Origin of the sequence: Parabacteroides sp. CT06 (assembly GCF_002257605.1) — a bacterium.
In the GTDB taxonomy this organism is placed as follows: domain Bacteria; phylum Bacteroidota; class Bacteroidia; order Bacteroidales; family Tannerellaceae; genus Parabacteroides; species Parabacteroides distasonis.
Map to the genome: position 1 here is coordinate 164,155 of NZ_CP022754.1, position 20,755 is coordinate 184,909.

Annotated in this window: 17 protein-coding genes and 1 tRNA gene; 6 read left to right on the forward strand and 12 right to left on the reverse strand. The window is 43.6% G+C overall.

The window, feature by feature from the left end; genetic code table 11:
* Nucleotides 1–50 precede the first annotated feature (50 nt).
* From CI960_RS00505 to CI960_RS00520, 4 genes are all read right to left on the reverse strand, one after another.
* On the reverse strand, nt 51–1,244 hold the full coding sequence (locus tag CI960_RS00505; protein ID WP_005859478.1) for a pyridoxal phosphate-dependent aminotransferase: 1,194 nt from the start codon (nt 1,242–1,244) through the stop codon (nt 51–53).
* 81 nt (nt 1,245–1,325) lie between these two features.
* Nucleotides 1,326–2,543, reverse strand: coding sequence for a bifunctional 3,4-dihydroxy-2-butanone-4-phosphate synthase/GTP cyclohydrolase II (locus CI960_RS00510; RefSeq protein ID WP_005859476.1), 1,218 nt, complete (start codon nt 2,541–2,543; stop codon nt 1,326–1,328).
* 24 nt (nt 2,544–2,567) lie between these two features.
* Nucleotides 2,568–4,493: an LptF/LptG family permease gene (locus CI960_RS00515; RefSeq protein WP_005859474.1), complete on the reverse strand. Its 1,926-nt coding sequence runs from the start codon at nt 4,491–4,493 to the stop codon at nt 2,568–2,570.
* Between the two features lie 102 nt (nt 4,494–4,595).
* Nucleotides 4,596–4,979 (reverse strand): START-like domain-containing protein, encoded by a 384-nt coding sequence (locus CI960_RS00520; RefSeq protein ID WP_005859472.1) that lies wholly within the window; start codon nt 4,977–4,979, stop codon nt 4,596–4,598.
* A 203-nt stretch (nt 4,980–5,182) separates the two neighbouring features.
* On the opposite strand from CI960_RS00520, the gene CI960_RS00525 reads away from it, so the two are divergent.
* Nucleotides 5,183–5,256, forward strand: a tRNA-Met gene (locus CI960_RS00525).
* A gap of 714 nt (nt 5,257–5,970) precedes the next feature.
* On the opposite strand, the gene CI960_RS00530 is transcribed toward CI960_RS00525, so the two are convergent.
* Entirely contained in the window at nt 5,971–6,903 is a 933-nt protein-coding gene (locus CI960_RS00530) for a FimB/Mfa2 family fimbrial subunit (RefSeq protein ID WP_005859470.1), read from the reverse strand.
* A 562-nt stretch (nt 6,904–7,465) separates the two neighbouring features.
* Between CI960_RS00530 and CI960_RS00535 the strand changes: the two genes are divergently transcribed.
* Together CI960_RS00535 and CI960_RS00540 are read left to right on the forward strand one after the other, a co-directional pair.
* The gene (locus tag CI960_RS00535; protein ID WP_036629088.1) at nt 7,466–9,367 is read left to right on the forward strand and encodes a response regulator; all 1,902 of its coding nucleotides are present in this window, start codon (nt 7,466–7,468) and stop codon (nt 9,365–9,367) included.
* A gap of 342 nt (nt 9,368–9,709) precedes the next feature.
* The gene (locus CI960_RS00540) at nt 9,710–11,107 is read left to right on the forward strand and encodes a fimbrial protein (protein ID WP_005859467.1); all 1,398 of its coding nucleotides are present in this window, start codon (nt 9,710–9,712) and stop codon (nt 11,105–11,107) included.
* A gap of 848 nt (nt 11,108–11,955) precedes the next feature.
* Here CI960_RS00540 and CI960_RS00545 read toward each other — a convergent pair.
* A complete protein-coding gene (locus CI960_RS00545) occupies nt 11,956–13,290 on the reverse strand; it encodes a fimbrial protein (protein ID WP_005859463.1) in 1,335 nt (444 codons plus the stop codon).
* 233 nt (nt 13,291–13,523) lie between these two features.
* On the opposite strand from CI960_RS00545, the gene CI960_RS00550 reads away from it, so the two are divergent.
* A complete protein-coding gene (locus CI960_RS00550) occupies nt 13,524–13,814 on the forward strand; it encodes a hypothetical protein (protein WP_005859461.1) in 291 nt (96 codons plus the stop codon).
* A 103-nt stretch (nt 13,815–13,917) separates the two neighbouring features.
* On the opposite strand, the gene CI960_RS00555 is transcribed toward CI960_RS00550, so the two are convergent.
* On the reverse strand, nt 13,918–14,262 hold the full coding sequence (locus tag CI960_RS00555) for a tyrosine-type recombinase/integrase (RefSeq protein ID WP_080598105.1): 345 nt from the start codon (nt 14,260–14,262) through the stop codon (nt 13,918–13,920).
* 116 nt (nt 14,263–14,378) lie between these two features.
* On the opposite strand from CI960_RS00555, the gene CI960_RS00560 reads away from it, so the two are divergent.
* Both CI960_RS00560 and CI960_RS00565 read left to right on the forward strand, forming a co-directional pair.
* The gene (locus CI960_RS00560) at nt 14,379–15,608 is read left to right on the forward strand and encodes a site-specific integrase (protein WP_005859457.1); all 1,230 of its coding nucleotides are present in this window, start codon (nt 14,379–14,381) and stop codon (nt 15,606–15,608) included.
* A 19-nt stretch (nt 15,609–15,627) separates the two neighbouring features.
* Nucleotides 15,628–16,839: a site-specific integrase gene (locus tag CI960_RS00565; protein WP_005859455.1), complete on the forward strand. Its 1,212-nt coding sequence runs from the start codon at nt 15,628–15,630 to the stop codon at nt 16,837–16,839.
* A 64-nt stretch (nt 16,840–16,903) separates the two neighbouring features.
* Here CI960_RS00565 and CI960_RS00570 read toward each other — a convergent pair whose 3' ends face one another.
* From CI960_RS00570 to CI960_RS00590, 5 genes are all read right to left on the reverse strand, one after another.
* Nucleotides 16,904–17,197: a helix-turn-helix domain-containing protein gene (locus CI960_RS00570; RefSeq protein WP_005859453.1), complete on the reverse strand. Its 294-nt coding sequence runs from the start codon at nt 17,195–17,197 to the stop codon at nt 16,904–16,906.
* A gap of 12 nt (nt 17,198–17,209) precedes the next feature.
* On the reverse strand, nt 17,210–17,413 hold the full coding sequence (locus tag CI960_RS00575; protein ID WP_080598104.1) for a helix-turn-helix domain-containing protein: 204 nt from the start codon (nt 17,411–17,413) through the stop codon (nt 17,210–17,212).
* A 387-nt stretch (nt 17,414–17,800) separates the two neighbouring features.
* On the reverse strand, nt 17,801–18,013 hold the full coding sequence (locus CI960_RS23285) for a hypothetical protein (protein WP_005825814.1): 213 nt from the start codon (nt 18,011–18,013) through the stop codon (nt 17,801–17,803).
* A 1,333-nt stretch (nt 18,014–19,346) separates the two neighbouring features.
* Nucleotides 19,347–19,883 (reverse strand): methylglyoxal synthase, encoded by a 537-nt coding sequence (locus CI960_RS00585; RefSeq protein ID WP_005654459.1) that lies wholly within the window; start codon nt 19,881–19,883, stop codon nt 19,347–19,349.
* A gap of 52 nt (nt 19,884–19,935) precedes the next feature.
* A complete protein-coding gene (locus tag CI960_RS00590) occupies nt 19,936–20,745 on the reverse strand; it encodes an arginase family protein (RefSeq protein WP_005825802.1) in 810 nt (269 codons plus the stop codon).
* Nucleotides 20,746–20,755: the final 10 nt, after the last annotated feature.

Genomic DNA, 20,755 nt, shown 5'->3' on the forward strand with positions numbered 1-20,755 from the left:
AATGCAGTATATCTTACTTTGCCAAGTAAGTATATCTGTTTAATTTTTTCTTATTTCAATGCGGCCAACGCATCCTTAATACGTTTGATCGCCTCTGCGATATTCTCATCGCTGGTAGCGTAACTCATGCGGATACACTCGGGTGCCCCGAAAGAGGTACCACCTACGCAAGCTACGTGCGCTACTTCTAAGAGATACATAGCTAAGTCATCAGCGTTGTTGATTACACGGGTTCCATCTGTCTTGCCGTAATAATAACTACATTTGGGGAATAAGTAGAAGGCGCCTTCCGGCTTATTCACCTCGAAGCCCGGAACTTCTTTCGCTAAATTAACGATTAAGTCACGACGACGTTCGAAGGCCTTACGCATTTCCTCAACGGGTTCTTGTGAGCCTGTATAAGCCGCTTCCGCCGCTTTTTGAGATACGGAGCAAGGGCCAGAGGTATATTGTCCTTGTAATTTATTAACCGCTTTCACGATCCATTCCGGTCCGGCGATGAAACCGATACGCCAGCCAGTCATCGCATACGCTTTGGAAACGCCGTTTACGATAACCGTACGGTCTTTCATTCCTTCGATAGAAGCGATGCTGTTGTGTTTACCAATATAGTTAATATGTTCGTAGATCTCATCCGCTATAACGATGATATCCGGATGTTTTTTCAATACTTCCGCTAAACCTGCCAATTCCTCGGCGCTGTAAACAGAACCCGTCGGGTTGGAGGGGGAGCAAAGGATTAACGCTTTTGTCTTAGGCGTAATAGCGGCTTCCAGCTGAGCTGGAGTGATCTTGAAATCTTGCTCGATACCAGCCGGAACGATAACGGGAGTTCCTTCCGCTAACTTCACCATCTCCGGATAGCTTACCCAGAAAGGGGCAGGGATGATAACCTCGTCCCCCGGATTTACCAATACCATGACCGTGTTACAAACGGATTGTTTGGCACCGTTTGCACAAGAGATCTGGCCTGCTGTATATTCCAGTCCATTCTCGTTCTTCAATTTGGCAACGATAGCATTACGTAATGCCGGATAACCCGCTACGGGAGAATAACGTGAGAAATTATCGTCAATCGCCTTCTTCGCGGCTTCTTTAATGAAGTCGGGAGTATTGAAATCGGGTTCTCCCACACTTAAGTTGATAACATCGATACCTTGAGCTTTCAACTCACCGCTCTTTTGTGACATCGCCAATGTTGCTGAAGGCGATAAACTCGCTAAACGATCTGAGACTTGTGTCATGACATTGCTTTTTGTATAGGTTGTTTTATTATTATGCGACAAAAGTAATCAATAATCGGAATTCTTGCAACGTTCTGATAACTATTTAATGTTATGCAGCACATGCCCCATACGTTCTTTCTTCGTTTTCATGTAGAATTCGTTGTATGGATTTGGTTTCACCTCGATAGGAACGTTCTCTACTACCTCAAGTCCGTATGCTTCCAGACCTACGCGTTTTACCGGATTATTGCTCATCAGGCGCATTTTCGTTACGCCGATATGACGTAAGATCTGTGCTCCGACACCATAATCTCGCTCATCCGCTTGATGGCCTAAATGCAAGTTCGCGTCCACCGTATCCAAACCATCCTCTTGGAGCTTGTATGCTTTCATCTTCTCCATCAATCCGATGCCTCGTCCTTCTTGGTTCAGGTAAACGATAACCCCTTTACCTTCTTGGTCGATGCGGCGCATAGCCTCGTGCAGTTGCTCTCCGCACTCGCAACGCATGGAACCGAAGATATCACCTGTAGCGCAAGATGAGTGCACGCGTACTAAGATAGGCTCGTCTTTTTCGAATTTACCCTTTATCAAAGCGATATGTTCTAATCCATTGCTTTTCTGGCGGAAAGGAATGAGACGGAAATGTCCGTACTCGGTAGGGAGATCTACCTCTACGCCGTTCTCTACGATCGATTCGGTCCGGAGGCGATAAGCGATCAGGTCCTTGATGCAAATAATCTTGATATCGAATTTCTTGGCTACCTCAATTAATTGCGGCAGACGTGCCATGGTTCCATCCTCGTTGATGATCTCGATCAAGGCTCCGGCGGGATATAAACCGGCTAACCGGGCCAAATCCACGGCAGCCTCTGTATGACCCGCACGGCGAAGTACGCCACGGGAGCGGGCACGGAGCGGATTGATATGTCCGGGACGTCCCAGATCGGATGGCTTGGTCTTTGGATCAGCCAGCGCCAAGATCGTTTCCGCACGGTCGTACATGGAAACGCCGGTCGTACATTTCCCTCCTAATTTATCTACTGTTATCGTGAAAGGAGTTCCTAGTAAAGAGGTGTTATTGGCAACTTGCATATCCAGCTCCAACTCTTGGCAACGTTCTTCCGTGATCGGGGCGCATAATACACCTCGTCCGTTTTTCAACATGAAGTTGATTTTTTCCGGGGTTACTTTCTCGGCCGCGATGATAAAGTCTCCTTCATTCTCCCGGTCCTCGTCGTCTACAACGATTAAGAACTTTCCTTCACGGAAATCCTCGATAGCTTCTTCGATGGTGTTTAATTGAATCTCGCTCATATTTATTGATTATTTATATCCGAGTTATTTTTTTAGCAAATGTAATGAATATATCATATTGATCAGCTCCTTACTGGTCTTTTGTACCATAACGATATCATGCCGTAGCAATTTACGTTGGTACGTAGCCAATAGGTAGATCGGCAATCCCAGTGGGAAGAAAATACCGATAGCCAAAGCAAGTTTCCCGTTTATATGCTTGCTTAGCTTATTATTGTAACCTCCGATGACCGGGTAGTCCATCAATTTATTCAAGAGCAAATTCTGGTCGGAATTACTTAATTCCTCCACGATATTTTCCGTGTCTTGAGCTAACAGTTCCGCTGTGTTATCTTTTCCTCCTTGTTTCCAAAATGTCAGATAATTGATCCAACGTTTATGGTTTGTCAGATAAGTCGTACTTTCTTCCACCAATTTCTCCAGTTGGGGGAGGGTGGCCTCATAATCGGGGGTGTATATGATCACCTCTTTCCGTTCCACTTTTCGCCCTTCACGCTTACCTATTAAGTTCTTCAAGGCATTCACGTAAGTGTCGGCATTCAAGATAACAGAATCTTTTACCGCTTTATAGGTTAGGAATATACCCATAGGTGTTAGGACCACGGAGCTAAGCCACATACCTTCCCATGCGTCCCAAACGCCGTCGCGTGCCATCTTGAAGCCCATATTATCTATAATATAATAGAAGATAAACAAGATTACCGAGATAACGACCGGCACGCCCAACCCTCCTTTACGGATGATGGCTCCTAAGGGCGCTCCGATAAAGAAGAACATGATGCAAGCGAACGATACCGTGAATTTCTTATGCCATTCCGTCAAGTGGCGGCGTACCTTATAGGCCTCGTCGCCAACCGTGGCCGCGCGGAAATAATAGTCGGTCTTGATATTCTCGATCGAGGATTTGGCCCGACCTAATAAGGCGGCTTGGCTACTCGCTGCTTGCGCTAGGTAAAGACTGTCGAAATCCAACTGGATGGTAGGAGTGATTACCGGCAATTTTTCCTGCTGCTCGTCTGGTTGCCCCTCGGCTTCACTCTCTTTTTTAGCCCGTAAGGACTTTAGTGTTTTTACGTATGAGGCATCGTAAATGCTTTTTGCGTTCACGTCCTTGATGCTATCCAAGCGTACGCCCATCGAATCGATAGAGGTTTGTAAATCCTTCAAGTTTTTTCCCATATATTGGTTCTGCATGAAAGATTCGTCGGTACGGTTGAAATTCGCGTCGAATTCAATCAAGATATCTTTGCTGCTGAATGATTCTCGTCGATAGGGGACGGCGGTTCTCGCTTGCGTCGTGTTGGCTTGGCTTTTACCTACGTTCTCGAAAGATTCTCCGTTAAATAAAGATAGGACAAGGAATAATTTATCGGCGGATGTCTTTAGCCGTCCGGAGTCCGCTACGATTACACGGGCGTTATTGAATCCTTCCGAATAATCATAGATCATCACGTCTTTTAATAAACCGTCCTTCGGGTCCTTTTTCTTCACATATACGTTGAATCCGGGAATATCTTTGTAGAATGAACCTTCCGGAATATCCAATTCCGGTGATTTCTGGCGCATGGAATATAATAATGTATATAGCTTGACTTGGACAACGGGCATTACGTTGTTTTGGAAGAAAAAGGCGCCCACGCTCACGAATAGGAGCGTTACGATCAAAGGACGCATGATATGTATCAATGATACCCCGGCAGACTTCATGGCCAGTAATTCCAGACGTTCCCCTAAATTTCCAAAAGTCATTAATGAGGCTAATAGAATAGCCAAGGGAAGTGCCATCGGGACAAGAAACAAGGCCGCATACATAAACATCTCCGCTAATACAGGGATACCAAGGCCTTTTCCCACCATATCGTCGATGTATCGCCAAAGAAATTGCATCAATACAATAAACAGACAAATACCGAATGTCATAAGAAACAACGGCAGGAATGTCTGCAGCATAAATGTATATAATCGTTTTATTCTCAACATTGCCTAATCTGGTTGAAGTGGCAAAAGTAGTGTAAAAAACGATAACACCCCACAGATTTCTGTAAAACTACTCTAAATACCAAGCGTTCGCTTCAAATCTTCCACTTGCGAGTCCCATAAATTAATGGAATCTTTTTTCTCCCCGGGTTCGGAGAAATCCGTAATCTCAAGTGCCGTAGAACCTGTTAATTCGATCGTGTGGATTATAAATTCGAAATAAGCGTTCTCATCTTCCTCGTCTACCCAGCGGTAACGGATAAAGTTCTCCGGCTTGGAGTCGATCACTGTTGCCTCTTGGGCCTCTTTACTCCATTTAAAGGTATAGAGATTATCATTTATAATGACCTCGTCGGCGAACCAAGCGGAAAGTCCCAAAGCGGTGGTTAGGTGATTCCACAGGCTTCGTCGTGAAACTTTATCGAAAATGTATTCGATATGAAACTTCTCTTTCTTCATTGTTCTTATCCTTATATTTGCCGCAAGATACGTAAAAGATTTGAAAACGACTAATTTTAATGATGAAAAAAGTATCTAATAACTAACTGTTTAGGTGGAGACCTTAAAAATTAAGCGAATTTTTTTATTGAAAATGTTGTGTAATTCAAAAATAACCCCTACTTTTGCACCGTCAATAAGAGAAACAGTGACAATAAAATGATGGCGAGATAGCTCAGCTGGTTAGAGCGCATGATTCATAATCATGAGGTCCCCGGTTCAATCCCGGGTCTCGCTACCTAGAAAAGGAGGTCGATTTTTCGATCTCCTTTTTTTATGTCCTTTTTTCTTTTGCTATCAGATGGTCTTTTGGGAGGATAAAAAAACCTGAACAATCTTTCTCGTAAACGATCTTGATTGTTCAGGCAAAATAATTATGTAACCTCGCGGTTATGTTAATTAGGTTTGCCTACATCATAATTTAAGGGTAATTATATATGTAAGCAGGGTCATAGGGTAAAATTTCGCAAATTGCTTTGCTTGATTTATAAATACAAAGATATGTATGTCTAAATGTTTTGAGTGATGGTATTTGTCTCAATAGGAGAATGTATTTCTATCATATAGATAACGCACGCCTCGGAAATCATCTGAAGCGTGCGTTTAGCATATAAAATTTAAATCTAGTTACCCTTGTTTATGTAGTGACCCTGCTGTGATTTTTATATGCTTACCCTAATGTCTGTTGCGAATATATTCATAATATTCATAGGTTGTATCTTTATTTGATCGGTATTTATATCAGCTTAGTGCGTAAAACTATCAACAGGTGGAGTGAACCTTGTGATGAAGCGGGTTTTCGTTAGTGTTTAAATAAAGTTAAGACGGTGTTCGTGTCAATATCATGGGTATTCCTATCACGGAGAATGCGGTTTTTGAGAGAAAAACAGCGCACGCCCGAAATTCTCTAATCTCGTGACGTGCGCCAAAGCATATAAAAATTGAGGGTATCTTAATTCATTGTTATATGTTGGATAACGGTTGCCCAGTCAGCAATTGTAATATTAGCCGAAACTTCTCCGGAGTACTTGAAAGTGATCTCGGTGCGTTTTCCGGGGGTTGCAGCGAATAATTCTCCATTTTTGTCTTTTTCGCTAGAAAAAATAAGATTGCCGTCCTTGTAAAGCTCTACCGTTATATTTTGAGCCGGAAAAATGGCTTGGGTTTCTGTTGTCAAATTACCTTTTTCGTCAAAAGAAGCGGGGAAAGCGAATTCAACCTCTTCTCCTGTTGGGTTGCCATTGTAGTCCAATGAGCTTTTTGTATTTTTAATTCGATATTCAAAATTTCCGGCATTACTCCCTAGATACTTGATCAGTCCTTTTGTTGAAAGCTGGAAAATTGAAGTTTTGCGAATGATTTGTAATTCGTTTGATACGGTGGATTTTGTTGAAGAGTTCTTATGAAGCGTAACTTGTCCATAGAACAAATCGCTCGGAATATTAGCTATGCCGTTATTCTCTTTTAGGCTGACTTGCAAATCGGATATAATATTGGCTTTGCTCATGTTTGAAATCTCTTCGTTTCCAGAATTGATTCCACTCCATGCGATCACGGTTATGTCATTACTGTTCGGACAGTTAATGTCTATAGCCCGGCGAGATAAAATTGTAGATTTGTTTACATTAATCTGCTCGAAGAAATCGTTGTTTTGATCGAAGACAAATAATGTAGCTCCATTCACCTCTCCCTTGGTCGTAATGTCGTTACCATCTGAATTCATTGCTTTTAATACCACGGAGAATGGTACTTCGGCTTGTTCAATAACCTCACTTGTTGTTGCTACTACGTCATTTGAATCATCCGTGCAAGCGGAGAATGACAAAACTGTTAAAATAACAGAAACCGCAAATACGCAATTTGCGAAAAAATTACCCCTTTTCATGACCCTACTTTTTATATGCTTTACCCTTAATCTAAGTGACTTGGTTTTTTTGACCGCCCCTCAACGGTCTTTCCTTATCACTACATCGCAAATGTATGTATAAAAATCATAGGTTGTATCTTTTGTGATGGGTATTTTTATCAAAAAAGTGGGTAAAACTATCATTATACCTCTATATTCCTCTGTTGATGCATGTTTCGGATGATGATTAAATAATGTTAATGGGTTTATTCCTGTCAATTTGAGTGGTAAATATATCATCGCTGGTCCTTATTGATAGCCTTGCCTCTGTTGTGTGATAGGAATGCAGTTGCTGTTAACGTCTATTAAAACGACAGTAAAAAACGTTCGTTTAAATCTTGCGTTTTCATGTACATAAATTATGAAGTCTCATTGATAATCATGTTATTTTTTTATTATTTTTATCCAACTGAATAACTGAAATTTAAATAAAATTTTTGACCTTTGTAAGGCTGCAAAAAAGTTGAAGATAAAAACGCAAGATTTAAACGAACGTTTTTTACTGGCGTTTTATATAAATAACATCTTAATAATCAATGATATGAGATCAAAAGGTTTTAAAGCGAAATTTATGATGGCATTTTGGGGCTTGTTCGTTGAAGCTCATTATATTGCTGCGAACAATGATACAATGGAGGGCTCTCAAGGAATTCTACCTTTTATCATTTTACTGATAGTGTCCATATGTGTAATAGCTTTTTTGAGTTATTATATGTATAGGTTGAAGAAAGAGAATATTGCCAAAGGTGGTGAGCTTATGGCGAGAAACGATGAGCTTCTTCGGTCTGTCGATGCGTTAAGCGTAAAAAATCGGGAGATCCAACAAATGTTGGTCAATAAAATCCGTGAGACTGATAATTGGAATAGGGATAATGAGGTAGAACGGGAGGATTTGAAAAAGCGCCTTGAGGAAATGGAAAAGCTCCATAATTCGTTTTTTGTTGAAACGATTCATGAAATGCGTACTCCACTATCGCTTGTGCTTGGTTCGTTGAGTGAGTTGTTGCAACGTAAAAATGATATTGACTCTAGTGAAGCGACTCAATTATTGTCTGCTTACCGTAATACTTTGGCTCTTCAAGACCTTATCGAGCAATTGCGAAATACCCGTCATGGAGATGACGTGGCAAACCATCTTCGGATAGCTCGTTATGACATGATCTGTATAACAAAGCAGATTTGTGATTTATTCGTGGACTGGATAGCCATGAATAATGTGGAATTTCATATTAATACCCAAACCTCTGTTCTTTGGGTCTGGATAGATCGTCGGAAGATGGAGTTTGCCTTGCGTGTACTTTTATCTAATGCGTTAAAAAATACCTACCGCTTTGGAAAGATCTCGATCAATATTTCCGTGGTACGCTCGAATGGTAAGGCTTATTGTTCTTTCTCTATCCAAGATGATGGGTTAGGAGAAAGCGAAAGTACCCGTTTGGGTTTGAAACAGATCGTGGATATGACAGAATCCTCCGGCGCTATTTTCGAAGGAATTTCATCGGAGGACGAGACGGGAACCCAATATACGATATTGATTCCATTGGGGAGAAGCCATTATATGGAACGTGCCGTGGAATTCATCGAGCCAGATGGTGATCTGGTAAAGCTGAATGAGATGCAGAAGGAGGAGATCGCCGAGTTGATCCAAGTTGTTCCGAAAAAGAAAGAGACCGGGAAGAAAATGTTGGTGATTGATGACAGTGATCAGATCCGTTGGTTCCTGCGTCATGTTTTTGCCAGTGAGTATCATGTTTCGGAAGCTCATAATGGCCAGGAGGGTGTAGAGATCGCGCGAGTTGAACGGCCGGATTTTATTTTATGTGACGTGATGATGCCCGTTAAAGATGGGCTTGCTACCTGTCGTGAAATCAAAGGCATCCCAGAATTAGCGCAAGTGCCGGTTGTCTTGCTAACCGCAAAGGTAGAGAGTGAGGATGTTATAGCCGGCATTGAATGTGGCGCCGATGATTATATAACCAAGCCATTCGATGTAGAGGTGTTACGAAGTAAGGTAAACAGTTTATTGAAACGTAGGGATGAGATGAGACGTTTCTATACGTCGAATTCTGTAGGTGCGCATCCCGAGGGAGAGAAAACGGTAAAGAAAGATGATTCCCCTTCCAATCTTTTTATGGATGCGGTTATCTCAACGATCGAGAAACATTTGGATGACCCTAGTTTTGAGGCGAAGATTTTGGCGGATTCTTTAAACATGAGTCTCCCTACATTATATAGAAAGATAAAACTCTACTCGGATAGTAGTATATTGGAGCTTACCCGTATGGTACGTTTGAAGAAAGCCGCCGAGCTGATCAGTATGCAGCGATACTCTATCCAAGAGGTTTCGGAAATGGTCGGCTTCAACGATACCGCCACTTTCCGTAAGCGTTTTACGGAACAATACGGCGTCACTCCTTCACAGTATCTGCCGGGTAAGAATTAATCGTTTTGCCATTTCCCGAATAATCGTCGGGGAATGGCAAAATTTTTTATTTGTTTTTTGAAACGATATTTTTCAACCTCTTTTTGATAGCCTTACAACGGTGCTAATCAGCCCGAAAATATCCCGAATGAAAATTTATAGTTTTACCTCTTATTTATGAAAGTAACACCTATTTACTTTTTTTTATCGTCCAAATACCTTTGCAATGTCATTAACGAACAACAGATTGGTCATGGGGAAGATTTGAACAAAGAGTTCTTGTTATGTGACTGAAAACTTAAAAAGCAATTGAGAAAGAAAGGTTTATATAAAAGATTTATTAACTCATAAAATTATATGTATATGAAACTTAGAAATTTATTATTCGGGACAATGATCGCTTGCGTGTTCGCGGCGTGTTCAAACGAGGATGATCCTATCCCTAGCGTGGATCCGACACCTACACCGGAAGCAGGCACCGCTGATCTTACGATTGTGGTGAAAAACTTAACAAAGAGCACACAGACAAAAGCCGGCGAGGATGAGAACGCCAAGGAAGGCGAAGCTAAGATTTACAATTTATTTGTAGCCCTTTATAATGAAGACGGAACATTCTTACAAGTTAGTGATCTTACAGCTAATGAGGATGAAGAGGTTACTGATTCAAACAATGAGATTCAGTTTAAGGGATTAAAGGCTGGTGCTTCTTATCGTGCTTTGGCTTTCGCGAATGTTCCAAAGGATGCTCTTACCGCAACCGCTAACTCTTTTGAGTTGACATCTGCTTACTATGTCTTTTCCGGAGAAGGAGCGAATGGGTTACCTATGAGTAGTGGTATTAGCCCTAAATTCACTCTTGCCGAAGGTGAAAATTATTATGGTTACTCAAACACTACAGGAGGACACAGTATTGAATCTGGAAAACCTTTAGGATTAATTAGAAATGTGGCTCGTGTGGAATTGAGTGCCCTTGATTTGGATATGACTAAAGTCAAGGTTGATGGTAGTCAAAAATACAAATCAGGAACGATTAAGTTTGTGCCTAAGGATGTTTTTGTATTACATGGTCGTACAAAAGCTAAGGTGGCAGACCAAAGCCAAAGTAATACAGAGTGGTTCAATCTGCCAGATAAGGTTTGGGGTAATATTGCCACTACTTATGAAACTGCTGATGGAGATGATTATTATTCCGGGACTAACTCTAGTAACTCATTCGGCCGTTTTGCTGGAACTGTCGATGCTGCTAATTATATAAAGGCATTGAGTACAGCAGAAACAACATATACTCAGAATTGGGATGGTACTGCTATTACCGGAAGTAAAGCAATTACTCTTGCTAATTCTTTATATTTTTATGTGTTGCCTAATGATCAGACAAAAGCGGCCAGAGAACAAGAAGATCCGGAAGAAGAAGGCCCGGCTTCCGTCTTGGATAAAACAACTTTGGCATCCGAATTGGTAATCAGTGGTGAAGTTTATATAAAAGCTATAATGAACGATAACACATCTTGGACATTCGGCGAAGAGAGTACTCCTGTATTGCGCTATTGGCCGATAAAGATTGGGATCGATGGATTAGATAGTGAAGACACATATTATGGTCAGGTACATAGAAACGTGGTTTATAACATTTCTGCTACTATCGCAGGTAATGGTTATGCAGATCCTACTCTTCCTAAGGGGGATCCTACAGCTGACTTGTTTGTAAAGACAATGGTTATGAACTGGGGTACAGCCACTCAAGCTCCTGTTATCGAATAATACTTATTCTTTGAATAATAATCAAAAGGCATTCTCTATCAACAGGGAATGCCTTTTGTTATATATATCAATGTCCGTTGGCTGAATTAGAAAGTTAAAAGATTTATGTTTAAGAAGTTGTTCTCCCCGGACACGCACCAGACATCGTTCTATGTGTAAATAATCTAAATCATCTACCATATCTACCATTATTTATGTAATCTTTTGATTGTAAATAATTTATCTTATGGTGGTAGATAGTGAACATCTACCACTACAAACTTCGATCTACCATCATTAGGTTACCGGAAAGATTAGCACGAACAATTACTACTAACGATAAATAATGTATAACATTCTGTATTTCAATAAATAATAGTTTTTGCATAGAAAAACAAAAGTTTTGCTATAGAGAAACTTTTGTTTCTTCAGTATGAAATAAAAGTTTCTTCAGTATGAAACCACTAACTTCACCTATTGAAACTCTTATTGGCTTTAATCCCTTTGTCTGTCTCTTATGAAATCGTCAAATACTAAATATACGAGTCCGCAAGCTTGAGAAGTGATTTTTTTTGCGTTTCCCATTAAAACATGGTAGATGCAGAATGAAAATTGTAGATGTTATTCCATCTGCAACCACTATATAACATATTTATTTACAATAAGTATGAGGTTGAATTGTAGATATTGTAGATGTTCTCATGAAATAATATTCCGGCTCTTAGGTTCAAGACATATGGGATCGCTATCATAAGGAAAGGATAGTAAATTTTGTAGTCTCCGAATCAATTTATAACCAGAATTATATATGCAAAAAAGGCACTCCCGGTAAAAGGAATGCCTTTTGGTTGTTATTCAGAAAATAGATATTATTCGACAACTGAAGATTGATTTGCGTTGCCCCAATCAAGAACCTTTGTCTTAACAAACAACTCAACAAAGTCTGTTGGAGGAACAGTAGGATCATCATATCCTCTACCGGCTAAAGTTGCGTCAATACTGTAAATTATATTACGATGGATCTTTCCATCCTTTAAATACTCAGCCGTAGCTGCTGCCATTTCATTCGTCGCAGCAATTTTAATAGGCCAATATGCTGTTTTCTCCGCATAGTTGTATACTGCATCACTTCCGCTCTTTTTAGCATTTTCGAGCTTATAAGTACCTTTAACTACAATTTCAGTTGCAAGATCCTCTGGTTTGAAATTTTCAGCACCATTCATTTCACGAGCAGCCTTAACTTGGGGATTTTCGAACACATAGAATTTAGGGGCGATTGTGATAGTCGCAGACACACCATCTTCAGTTGCGATATTCTGTACCAATGCGGTGGCTGGTAAACTGGCCTTGTATCCTTCAATAATAGAACCTCTCATATTCGTAAACATAGCGTCATCATTCACGAAATCTCCTCTATAACCTGAAGCATAATCTGTAGCATTAGCAGCATAAGTTGCGGACACATTACCCCATACGGTATTGCTAACGACATTCCACCAGCTATTGCCATTACCCATATCTGCTGCATTGGACTTCGTCCGCCCATGCATGATGAATACACATTCTGGTACAATCGTCGCAATTCCTTCAACGTATACATCTTTTGCAGCTCTAGTCATGTCTAAGCTAAGTCCCGTAAAATCAATGCGCGCTACATTTCTTATCAAGTACAAGGGATCTGCTACAAGAATATGTTCACCTTCTCCCGCTGTTTTAGTATATCCATAATAGTTTTTACCTGCTTGTAAAGTGAATGGATCAGACAAACCACTACTCATTGGTAAATAGTTTTCTGCGAATCCGGCAGCTGGCATCGTATATACAGGAGATACAAAGTTGTCAATTGTTGTACCAGCCAGTGAGATTTCAGGCATATTAGCAAATGCGATAGCACGTAATTGCGCACCTTCTGTCAGTCCGGCAAATTGAACCTCATCATTATCCGCAGCAGCATCCTCATTGGCAATATCAGAGGTTGAAGCGACAAGCGCTCCAGTTTCAGCATCATAAAGAGCAACTGTTAAGTTTGTAATTTTAGCTTCATTTTCAGTCTGTGTCCCCTCCGCTGCAGCTTTAGTCAAACTTCTAGCCACATTTTTCACAGAAATAGTCAGTGTTGCGTTATTTTCCCCTGTTTGCGGTTGATCCGGTCCTACGATAGGATCATCCTCGTTTGAACACGCCGCAAACGCGCAAGCGATCATTGTCCCGAATAATAAATTTCTAAGTTCTATTGGGGAATGGTTATAGGGGGTTGTTCTTTAGTTGATTAGGCTTTTGTTGTGTGAAGGGAAGTAACAACTCAGTAGTATTAATTACCCTCAACGTTACTTCTTTAATCGAGGTTTTTATTACATTTGCCGTATGATCTCCCGTCAGGGCGAGACTCCGCTGGAAAAAACAATTTATGTATTGAAGAATATGAAATCTATTTGATATGTCCCCATTTAAAGAAAAAGAGGCATACTTCCGACGCTTGCTCGACGTAGCGAATGTGAATGCCTTGTCCCCCAAGGAGCGTGCGACGTACGATGAGAATCTGAATATCTACCGTGACTGGAAGGCCACGATGGAGTACGCCGTGGAGGAGGCGGAAACAAAAGGTAAAGCAGAAGGTGAGCGTTTGGCTACCCTACGCAACGCTCGTAACATGAAGAAAGCCGGTGTCGATCTTTCATTAATCACCGAATGCACGGGGCTTTCGTTGGAAATAATACAAAGTCTCTGATCTGATAAGCCAGTTGCGGACTGAAACTATAGCGGATGACACGGATCTTGGGGAGAAGTATCTTTCTTGATCCGTGCCATACGAATCTGAAGTAATATCCGTCTCATGCGTCTAATACGCCATTAAACCGGTCTATTGCCTGTCTTTTACTAGCATCGATGATTTTCGCGTATACTTGTGTGGAGATGATGTTCTTGTGTCCTAGTAATTTACATACTGTATACAAGTCAATGCCAAGAGCTAGTGAAAGAGTGGCGAAAGTATGGCGGCTTACGTAAGTAATATTTAGAAATGCAATAAAAAACAGAATGACGATAATTAAACGTAAAACGTTTATAATTAAGCATTTTGCAAGATTTGCAGAACAGACAGACCTGCAAAAGAAAACAAAATATTGCGACGTTTCAGTTACCAGACTGTTAGCCGCCTGTTTCGAAAACAACGGCAGGTAACCGAATTTTTACCGATAGGAACAAAGCAGATTTGTATTCACTGTTTATCAATGTTTTGCATGCCAAAGGACGCTTTTCAAAGGAGTATTTTTACAACCTAAAAAAGAGCGTTATGAAAGTGGAAAAATTCAAGGTGCTGCTCTACCTGAAAAAGAGCGAGCCGGACAAGACCGGCAAGGCCCCGATCATGGGACGGATCACCCTCAACCGCACGATGGCGCAGTTCAGCTGCAAGCTCTCCTGTACCCCCGGGCTATGGAACGCGCGTGAGAGCCGATTGAATGGCAAGAGCCGGGAAGCGGTGGAGACCAATGAAAAAATAGAGAGGCTGCTGCTTGCCGTACACTCGGCCTTCAATTCCCTCATGGAAAGGAAAAAGGATTTCGATGCCGCCGCGGTCAGGGACATGTTCCAGGGTAACGCGGGCATGCAGATGACCCTGCTCAAACTTCTCGACCGGCACAATGAGGAGATGAAGGCCCGTGTCGGCGTGGACCGTGCACCGACGACAATGTCGACCTACGTGTACACCCGGCGCACCCTTGCCGAATTCATCAAAACGGAATTCAAGGTCTCGGACCTCGCCTTCGGACAGCTCAACGAGCAGTTCATCCGTGACTATCAGGATTTCTGCCTGGAAAAGAAGAAACTGGCAATGGAGACGGTGCGCCATTACCTGTCCATCCTGAAAAAGATCTGCCGCATCGCCTACAAGGAGGGGCACTCGGAGAAATACCATTTCTGCCACTTCAAGCTGCCCAAGCAGAAGGAGACAACACCGAAAGCACTCAGCCGTGAGAATTTCGAGAAGCTGCGTGATCTGGAGATACCGGAAAAACGCAGGTCACATGTCATCACCCGAGACCTCTTCCTCTTCGCCTGTTACACCGGCACCGCCTATGCCGATGCGGTAAGCATCACCCGGGAGAACCTCTTCACGGATGACGAGGGCAGCCTCTGGCTGAAATACCGGCGGAAGAAGACCGACTACCTCGGACGCGTCAAGTTGCTGCCGGAAGCACTCGCGTTGATCGGGAAGTATCGTGACGATACCCGCATCACCCTCTTCCCGCCGCAGGACTACCATACGCTCAGGGCCAACATGAAATCCCTGCACCTGATGGCGGGGCTGAGCCAGGACCTTGTCTACCACATGGGAAGGCATTCTTTCGCCTCATTGGTCACGCTCGAGGAGGGAGTGCCGATCGAGACCATCAGCAAAATGCTGGGACACTCCAACATAAAGACCACCCAGATATATGCCCGTGTAACCCCGAAGCGACTGTTCGAGGACATGGACAGGTTCGTCGAGGCAACCTGCGATTTGAAACTTATTCTTTAATCCTTAAACAATTATTATCATGCGCAGTACATTCAAGCTTTTATTCTACATCAACCGTAACAAGATAAAATCGGACGGCACGACCGCCGTCCTCTGCCGGATCAGCATCGACGGAAAGAAATCGGCTGTCACGACAGGCATCTATTGCAAACCCGGAGACTGGGACAGCAAGAAGTGGGAAATCAAAACAGCCAGGGAGAACAACCGCCTTGCCGCCTTCCGCAACCGGCTGGAAGAGGCGTACGGGAACCTGCTGAGGAACCAGGGAGTGGTCACGGCCGAGCTGCTCAAGACCACCGTATCCGGTGCCAATTCCGTGCCGGAATACCTCCTGCAGGCCGGAGAGGTGGAACGCGAACGGCTCAGGGTCCGCTCCAAGGAGATCAATTCCACCTCCACCTACCGCCAGTCGAAGACCACGCAGCTTAACCTCAGGCAGTTCATCGAATCCCGCGGGATGAAGGACATCGCCTTTTCGGACATCACCGAAGAGTTCGCCGAATCGTTCAAGGTCTTTCTCAAGAAGGAGCTGGGACACAGGAACGGACACGTGAACCACTGCCTGTGCTGGCTCAACCGGCTCATCTACATCGCCGTGGACCGGGAAGTATTGCGTGCCAACCCGATAGAGGACGTGGCATACGAGAGGAAAGAAGCACCTAAACTAAGGCATATCAGCCGCAGTGAACTGAAGCGGATGATGGAAACCCCGCTGCCCGACCCGATGATGGAGCTGGCGCGCAGGACGTTCATCTTCTCCTCGCTGACCGGTCTGGCCTACGCGGATACGAGGGCTCTCCATCCCCGTCACATCGGAACGACCTCGGAAGGAAGAAGGTATATCCGCATCCGCCGCGCCAAAACGGACGTGGAGGCGTTCATCCCGCTGCATCCCATAGCCGGACAGATACTGGATCTTTACAACACCACGGATGACGACAGGCCGGTATTCCCGCTGCCGGTCCGCGATGTCCTCTGGTACGAGGTACATGGAATGGGCGTGGCATTAGGCATGAAAGAGAACCTGTCCTACCACATGGCCCGGCATTCGTTCGGGACCCTGACACTGACCGCGGGCATTCCGATAGAGAGCATCGCCAGGATGATGGGCCATACGAATATCGACAGCACGCAGGTCTACGCCCAGGTCACCGACCGGAAGATATCCTCGGACATGGACCGGCTGATGGAAAGAAGAAAGCCTGCGGCCGGCAAGGAAGCCGCAGGCTAAATAAAAATTGCCGCCGGAATTGTATTTACGATTCCGGCGGCAATCCTTAAACTTGAATACGATATTATACCAATGCTGCGTGATAGTTCTCCTCCAACAGCTTCTCGATGTCCGACTGCCTGTACAGGATCTTCCCGCCAAGCTGGATATAGGGAATCCGTCCTTGGTCCCTGTAATCCTGCAGGCACCTGCGGCTGATCTTCAACGTCCCGGAAAGCTCCCTGTCGGTCAGGAACCGTTCCCCGTTGAAGGGAGGACGGTTGTCACGGGCAAGACGTTCCACTTTTTTCTCCATGTTGTCCAGCAGGGCAAAGAACCTGCGGGCACGTTCGTTCTCCTTGTCGATAATGCCTTCCATCTCTTCCGCTCTTTAAAGGTTTCCGTTCTTTCTTCCCTCTCTCACAGCCTTCTCCTTGCGTCTGATGCCGACGTAGGTTATCAGCCTCTCCACGTCTTCGGGCTTGTAATAGAACTTGCGCTGGAGGCGGGTGAACGCCAGCCGTCCGGTATCGCGGAGGGTCTGCAGGGTACGCGGCGAGATGTCAAGGCGCAGGCAGACATCCTGGCCGTCCAGTCACTCTCCGGGTTCCTTACGGCGGTTTCTCTCATACAATCTGTCCACATGTGCGGACAGGTTCTCGGCGCGTGCCAGCATCCTCTCAAGGACACCGGCCTCGATGTAGCATATTTCCATAATTTCAACTTGTTTAAATGTCAGTGCGAATATAAGGGAAGAAACCATGAGAGGCAAGCGCGACCGGTACACTGGCAGGAATAGTCATGGATAGTCGGTTTTTGTCATATGGCGCGGGAAAAATACTCCGTAGCCGGTCGGTTTTCACGACCCCCTTTGGAAAACCTGAAGGACGGGTGCGTCACGGCGATGAAAAAAGAAAAATCCCCACCGGAAGTGAAGCGACCCCAAACCGGCAGGGAGTGTAATAATAAAGGAACGGACTGTTCAGCCCTTGATGTAACCGTACTTTTTCAGGTCGTCCATGAAATGCTCCGGCGTGTCGGTCCTCACCGTCACCCCGTGCAGTTCCCTGTACCGCCCGGAGAAATTCACCATGTACTCCCCGTCGGTGCACCCGCTGTCAAACCAGCTGCCCTCACGCAGGACGCGTACAAACTCGGAAGGGCCGGAGGCGGCAATCCTGCCGCCATCCGCCAAAATACCTGATCTCGTTTTTTTTATTATCGGTATTTCAAATGTCTCAAAAGCCTCTTTGACAGGTTACCATCCGGGATGATCGCCTGAATTCGCATGTACCGGATTTTCTATTTACCAGATTCCATAATGGTTCCTGCCATCCGTTTTTTCTCTGCGGCTGTCGCTTTTTTCCTCGTGGCATCATGGTCTGTTACCGGATGGGAAAAGCCATCTCCATCACAACCATGAATTATAGTGTAGCCATATTTGTATATAGCCGTATGATACGCTATCCGGATAATGCTATCACAGAATTGCGATATAGCCGGATATCAAAATAGGGATAGCCGGGAGCGAAGGGAGCACGCATCCTTCCGGATATAGATATCTCAAAATCTCCATTTGCAGAAGTGTATAAATATCAATCCATTAATGGAGATTATAAAGAAAAAACATAAGTCACACACGACTACCTGTCATTCTCCATTTGCGGATGTGTAGAAGTAGCAATCCATTAATGGAGACGATGAAGAAAAACAATAAGGCGTATACGGCTACCTGTTATTCTCCATTTACAGATGTGTAGAAGTATCAATCCATTAATGGAGACGATGAAAAAACAATAAGGCGTATACGGTTACCTGTTATTCTCCATTTGCAGAAGTGTAGAAGTAGCAATCCATTAATGGACAATAGGGCATGTAAAGGGCAGATTTTCCGTATATTCGCCTCCTTATCCCCGAATTATGGGCGTAAGTCACATGGTCATGGAGATATATCTATCCTTTAATGGGGAGAACAGCCGGCAAATATCTGATGGAAAAGCCCCACAAACCACAGGAAAATAGCCACACAATGGTCTGATACACAATAATTATTGGAGAAACATGGTCCGCCCCTGCGGACAGCAAGTTGTGTTTTCGTTAAACGAAAATCGTACGGTTTAACGGCAACCTGCCGCCAAACCGTCCCTACCCCCTGATGCTCCGGAGTCGTGGGGGATAAGCTACCGGCATGTTCCATGTCCCTTTGGCATGGGATCCTGCGGATGAATCCGGGCACAGAAAGGCGATTTTCGCATAATTTTTCACAAGGTAGTTCCAGAAAAAACTGGTAGCAAGACTTTGCTGGAAGGACTAAACAAGAAGGTGAAAGGAGTGATGTACACCCGCAATGCCCTTGTCCTTTTTCGACTGGGATGCATAAAGGAAGCGAAATATTTTATAAGTGGTTTCTTTCCACCAACCCTTCTGGTTGGTGGAAGCAGATTACCATTCAGTAGATACCAGTTCTGAAAGATGTAAACAACTTGTTTCTTAGATAGCCTTATAAATATGCTACTACTTATTACAGTTCATTTGGAAATGTTATTCTCACTTTTATTCCTCCGCTTTTTCACTTGCTCCACTGCTTCAGATATGATTCCCTTGTTTTCAAAACGCTGCGTGTAATTGGTATAATCCGGATGAATACGTTCGTAAGTTGGGTCAGTGAATAAAGGACTCGTAATAATGTGGTCCGCAGTCGAACGGTTACAGCAGAAAACAATATTTTCAACTCCAGCCAGTCTGGTCAATGCTTTCACATCCGTATCGTGCGGCTGTAGTGTCATCGGATCTGTAAAAAAGAACAGATAGTCTATTTCTCCTTCTACGATCCGCGAACCAATTTGCTGGTCACCTCCTAAAGGACCAGATTTCAGGATTGTGATATCCCATTTGATTTCAGGATGTTTTTCTTCAAGGGCTTTTTTAATTAGTGTACCGGTTGTACCCGTACAATAGAATTTATGTCCTATCAGACGTTCCGAGTTCCAGAGAACCCACTCTATCATGTCTTTTTTCATTGCATCGTGTGCAACAAGCCCAATTCTTCGAACAATTGTTTTCATAAAGCTAAATTATTTTTATATGATAAATTATAATAACAAGAAAAAACTAATTCTATTGAAGGCCGGAGGATGACCGGATAAGTCTGAGCAATTCTTTGTTTGCCCGGCTATCCATGATGGTTTCCCGTTTTTCTTCAAAAAGATTGAGTGTTGTGGAGCATTCCCCACAGATGTCAATGCCCACTACCTGTTCTTTCTGAAGAATAACAGCCAGCAGTTTCTCCAATTCCCATAAGCTGAGAGAACCTTGATCCCAGTTTGTTGCTGCCGAAGCCGGATTCAAGACATCCTTGTCTATGGAAATGTAAACCGGCCCGTTGATATGTCCGGAAGAAAAGTCCTGCCAACCCTCTTCGTGCATGAGCGTAGTTTCACTGTAAAACCGGACTTGTCTTTCATATCCTTTCGGCACAGCCTGTATCAGTTTGTCTGAAGCACCTACGATAATTACTTTCTTGCAGTTGTTGTTATGGTCCAATATATCCTTTACCCAACTTCCGCAAGAAAGTATGTTGTCAAACAACGGTGGCTGCATATCGGGATGGTGGTCGAACACAATCAGCGAAAACGGAGTTTCGAGTTTGTCTGTCCAGAATTTAGTCAAATAATGATAATTGCCTGAATCGATGAAATGGACTCCCTCCGCCGGATAATCAGCAATCATCCGCTTCAAAGCCAAAGTACCATCCCTGTCACAGTAGCCCTCTGTACCATAAAGATGACGACAGTCCAGCCATATAAACTTATTGTTCCGGGCAAACGCCTCGTAGTCATACACTCCCGTGAAGTTCATGATGATGATCGGCCATGCTATCCGTTTATCTGTTTTTTGATTTTGCCCGCTCATACGTTGTTTTTGCATATCCTTTTAC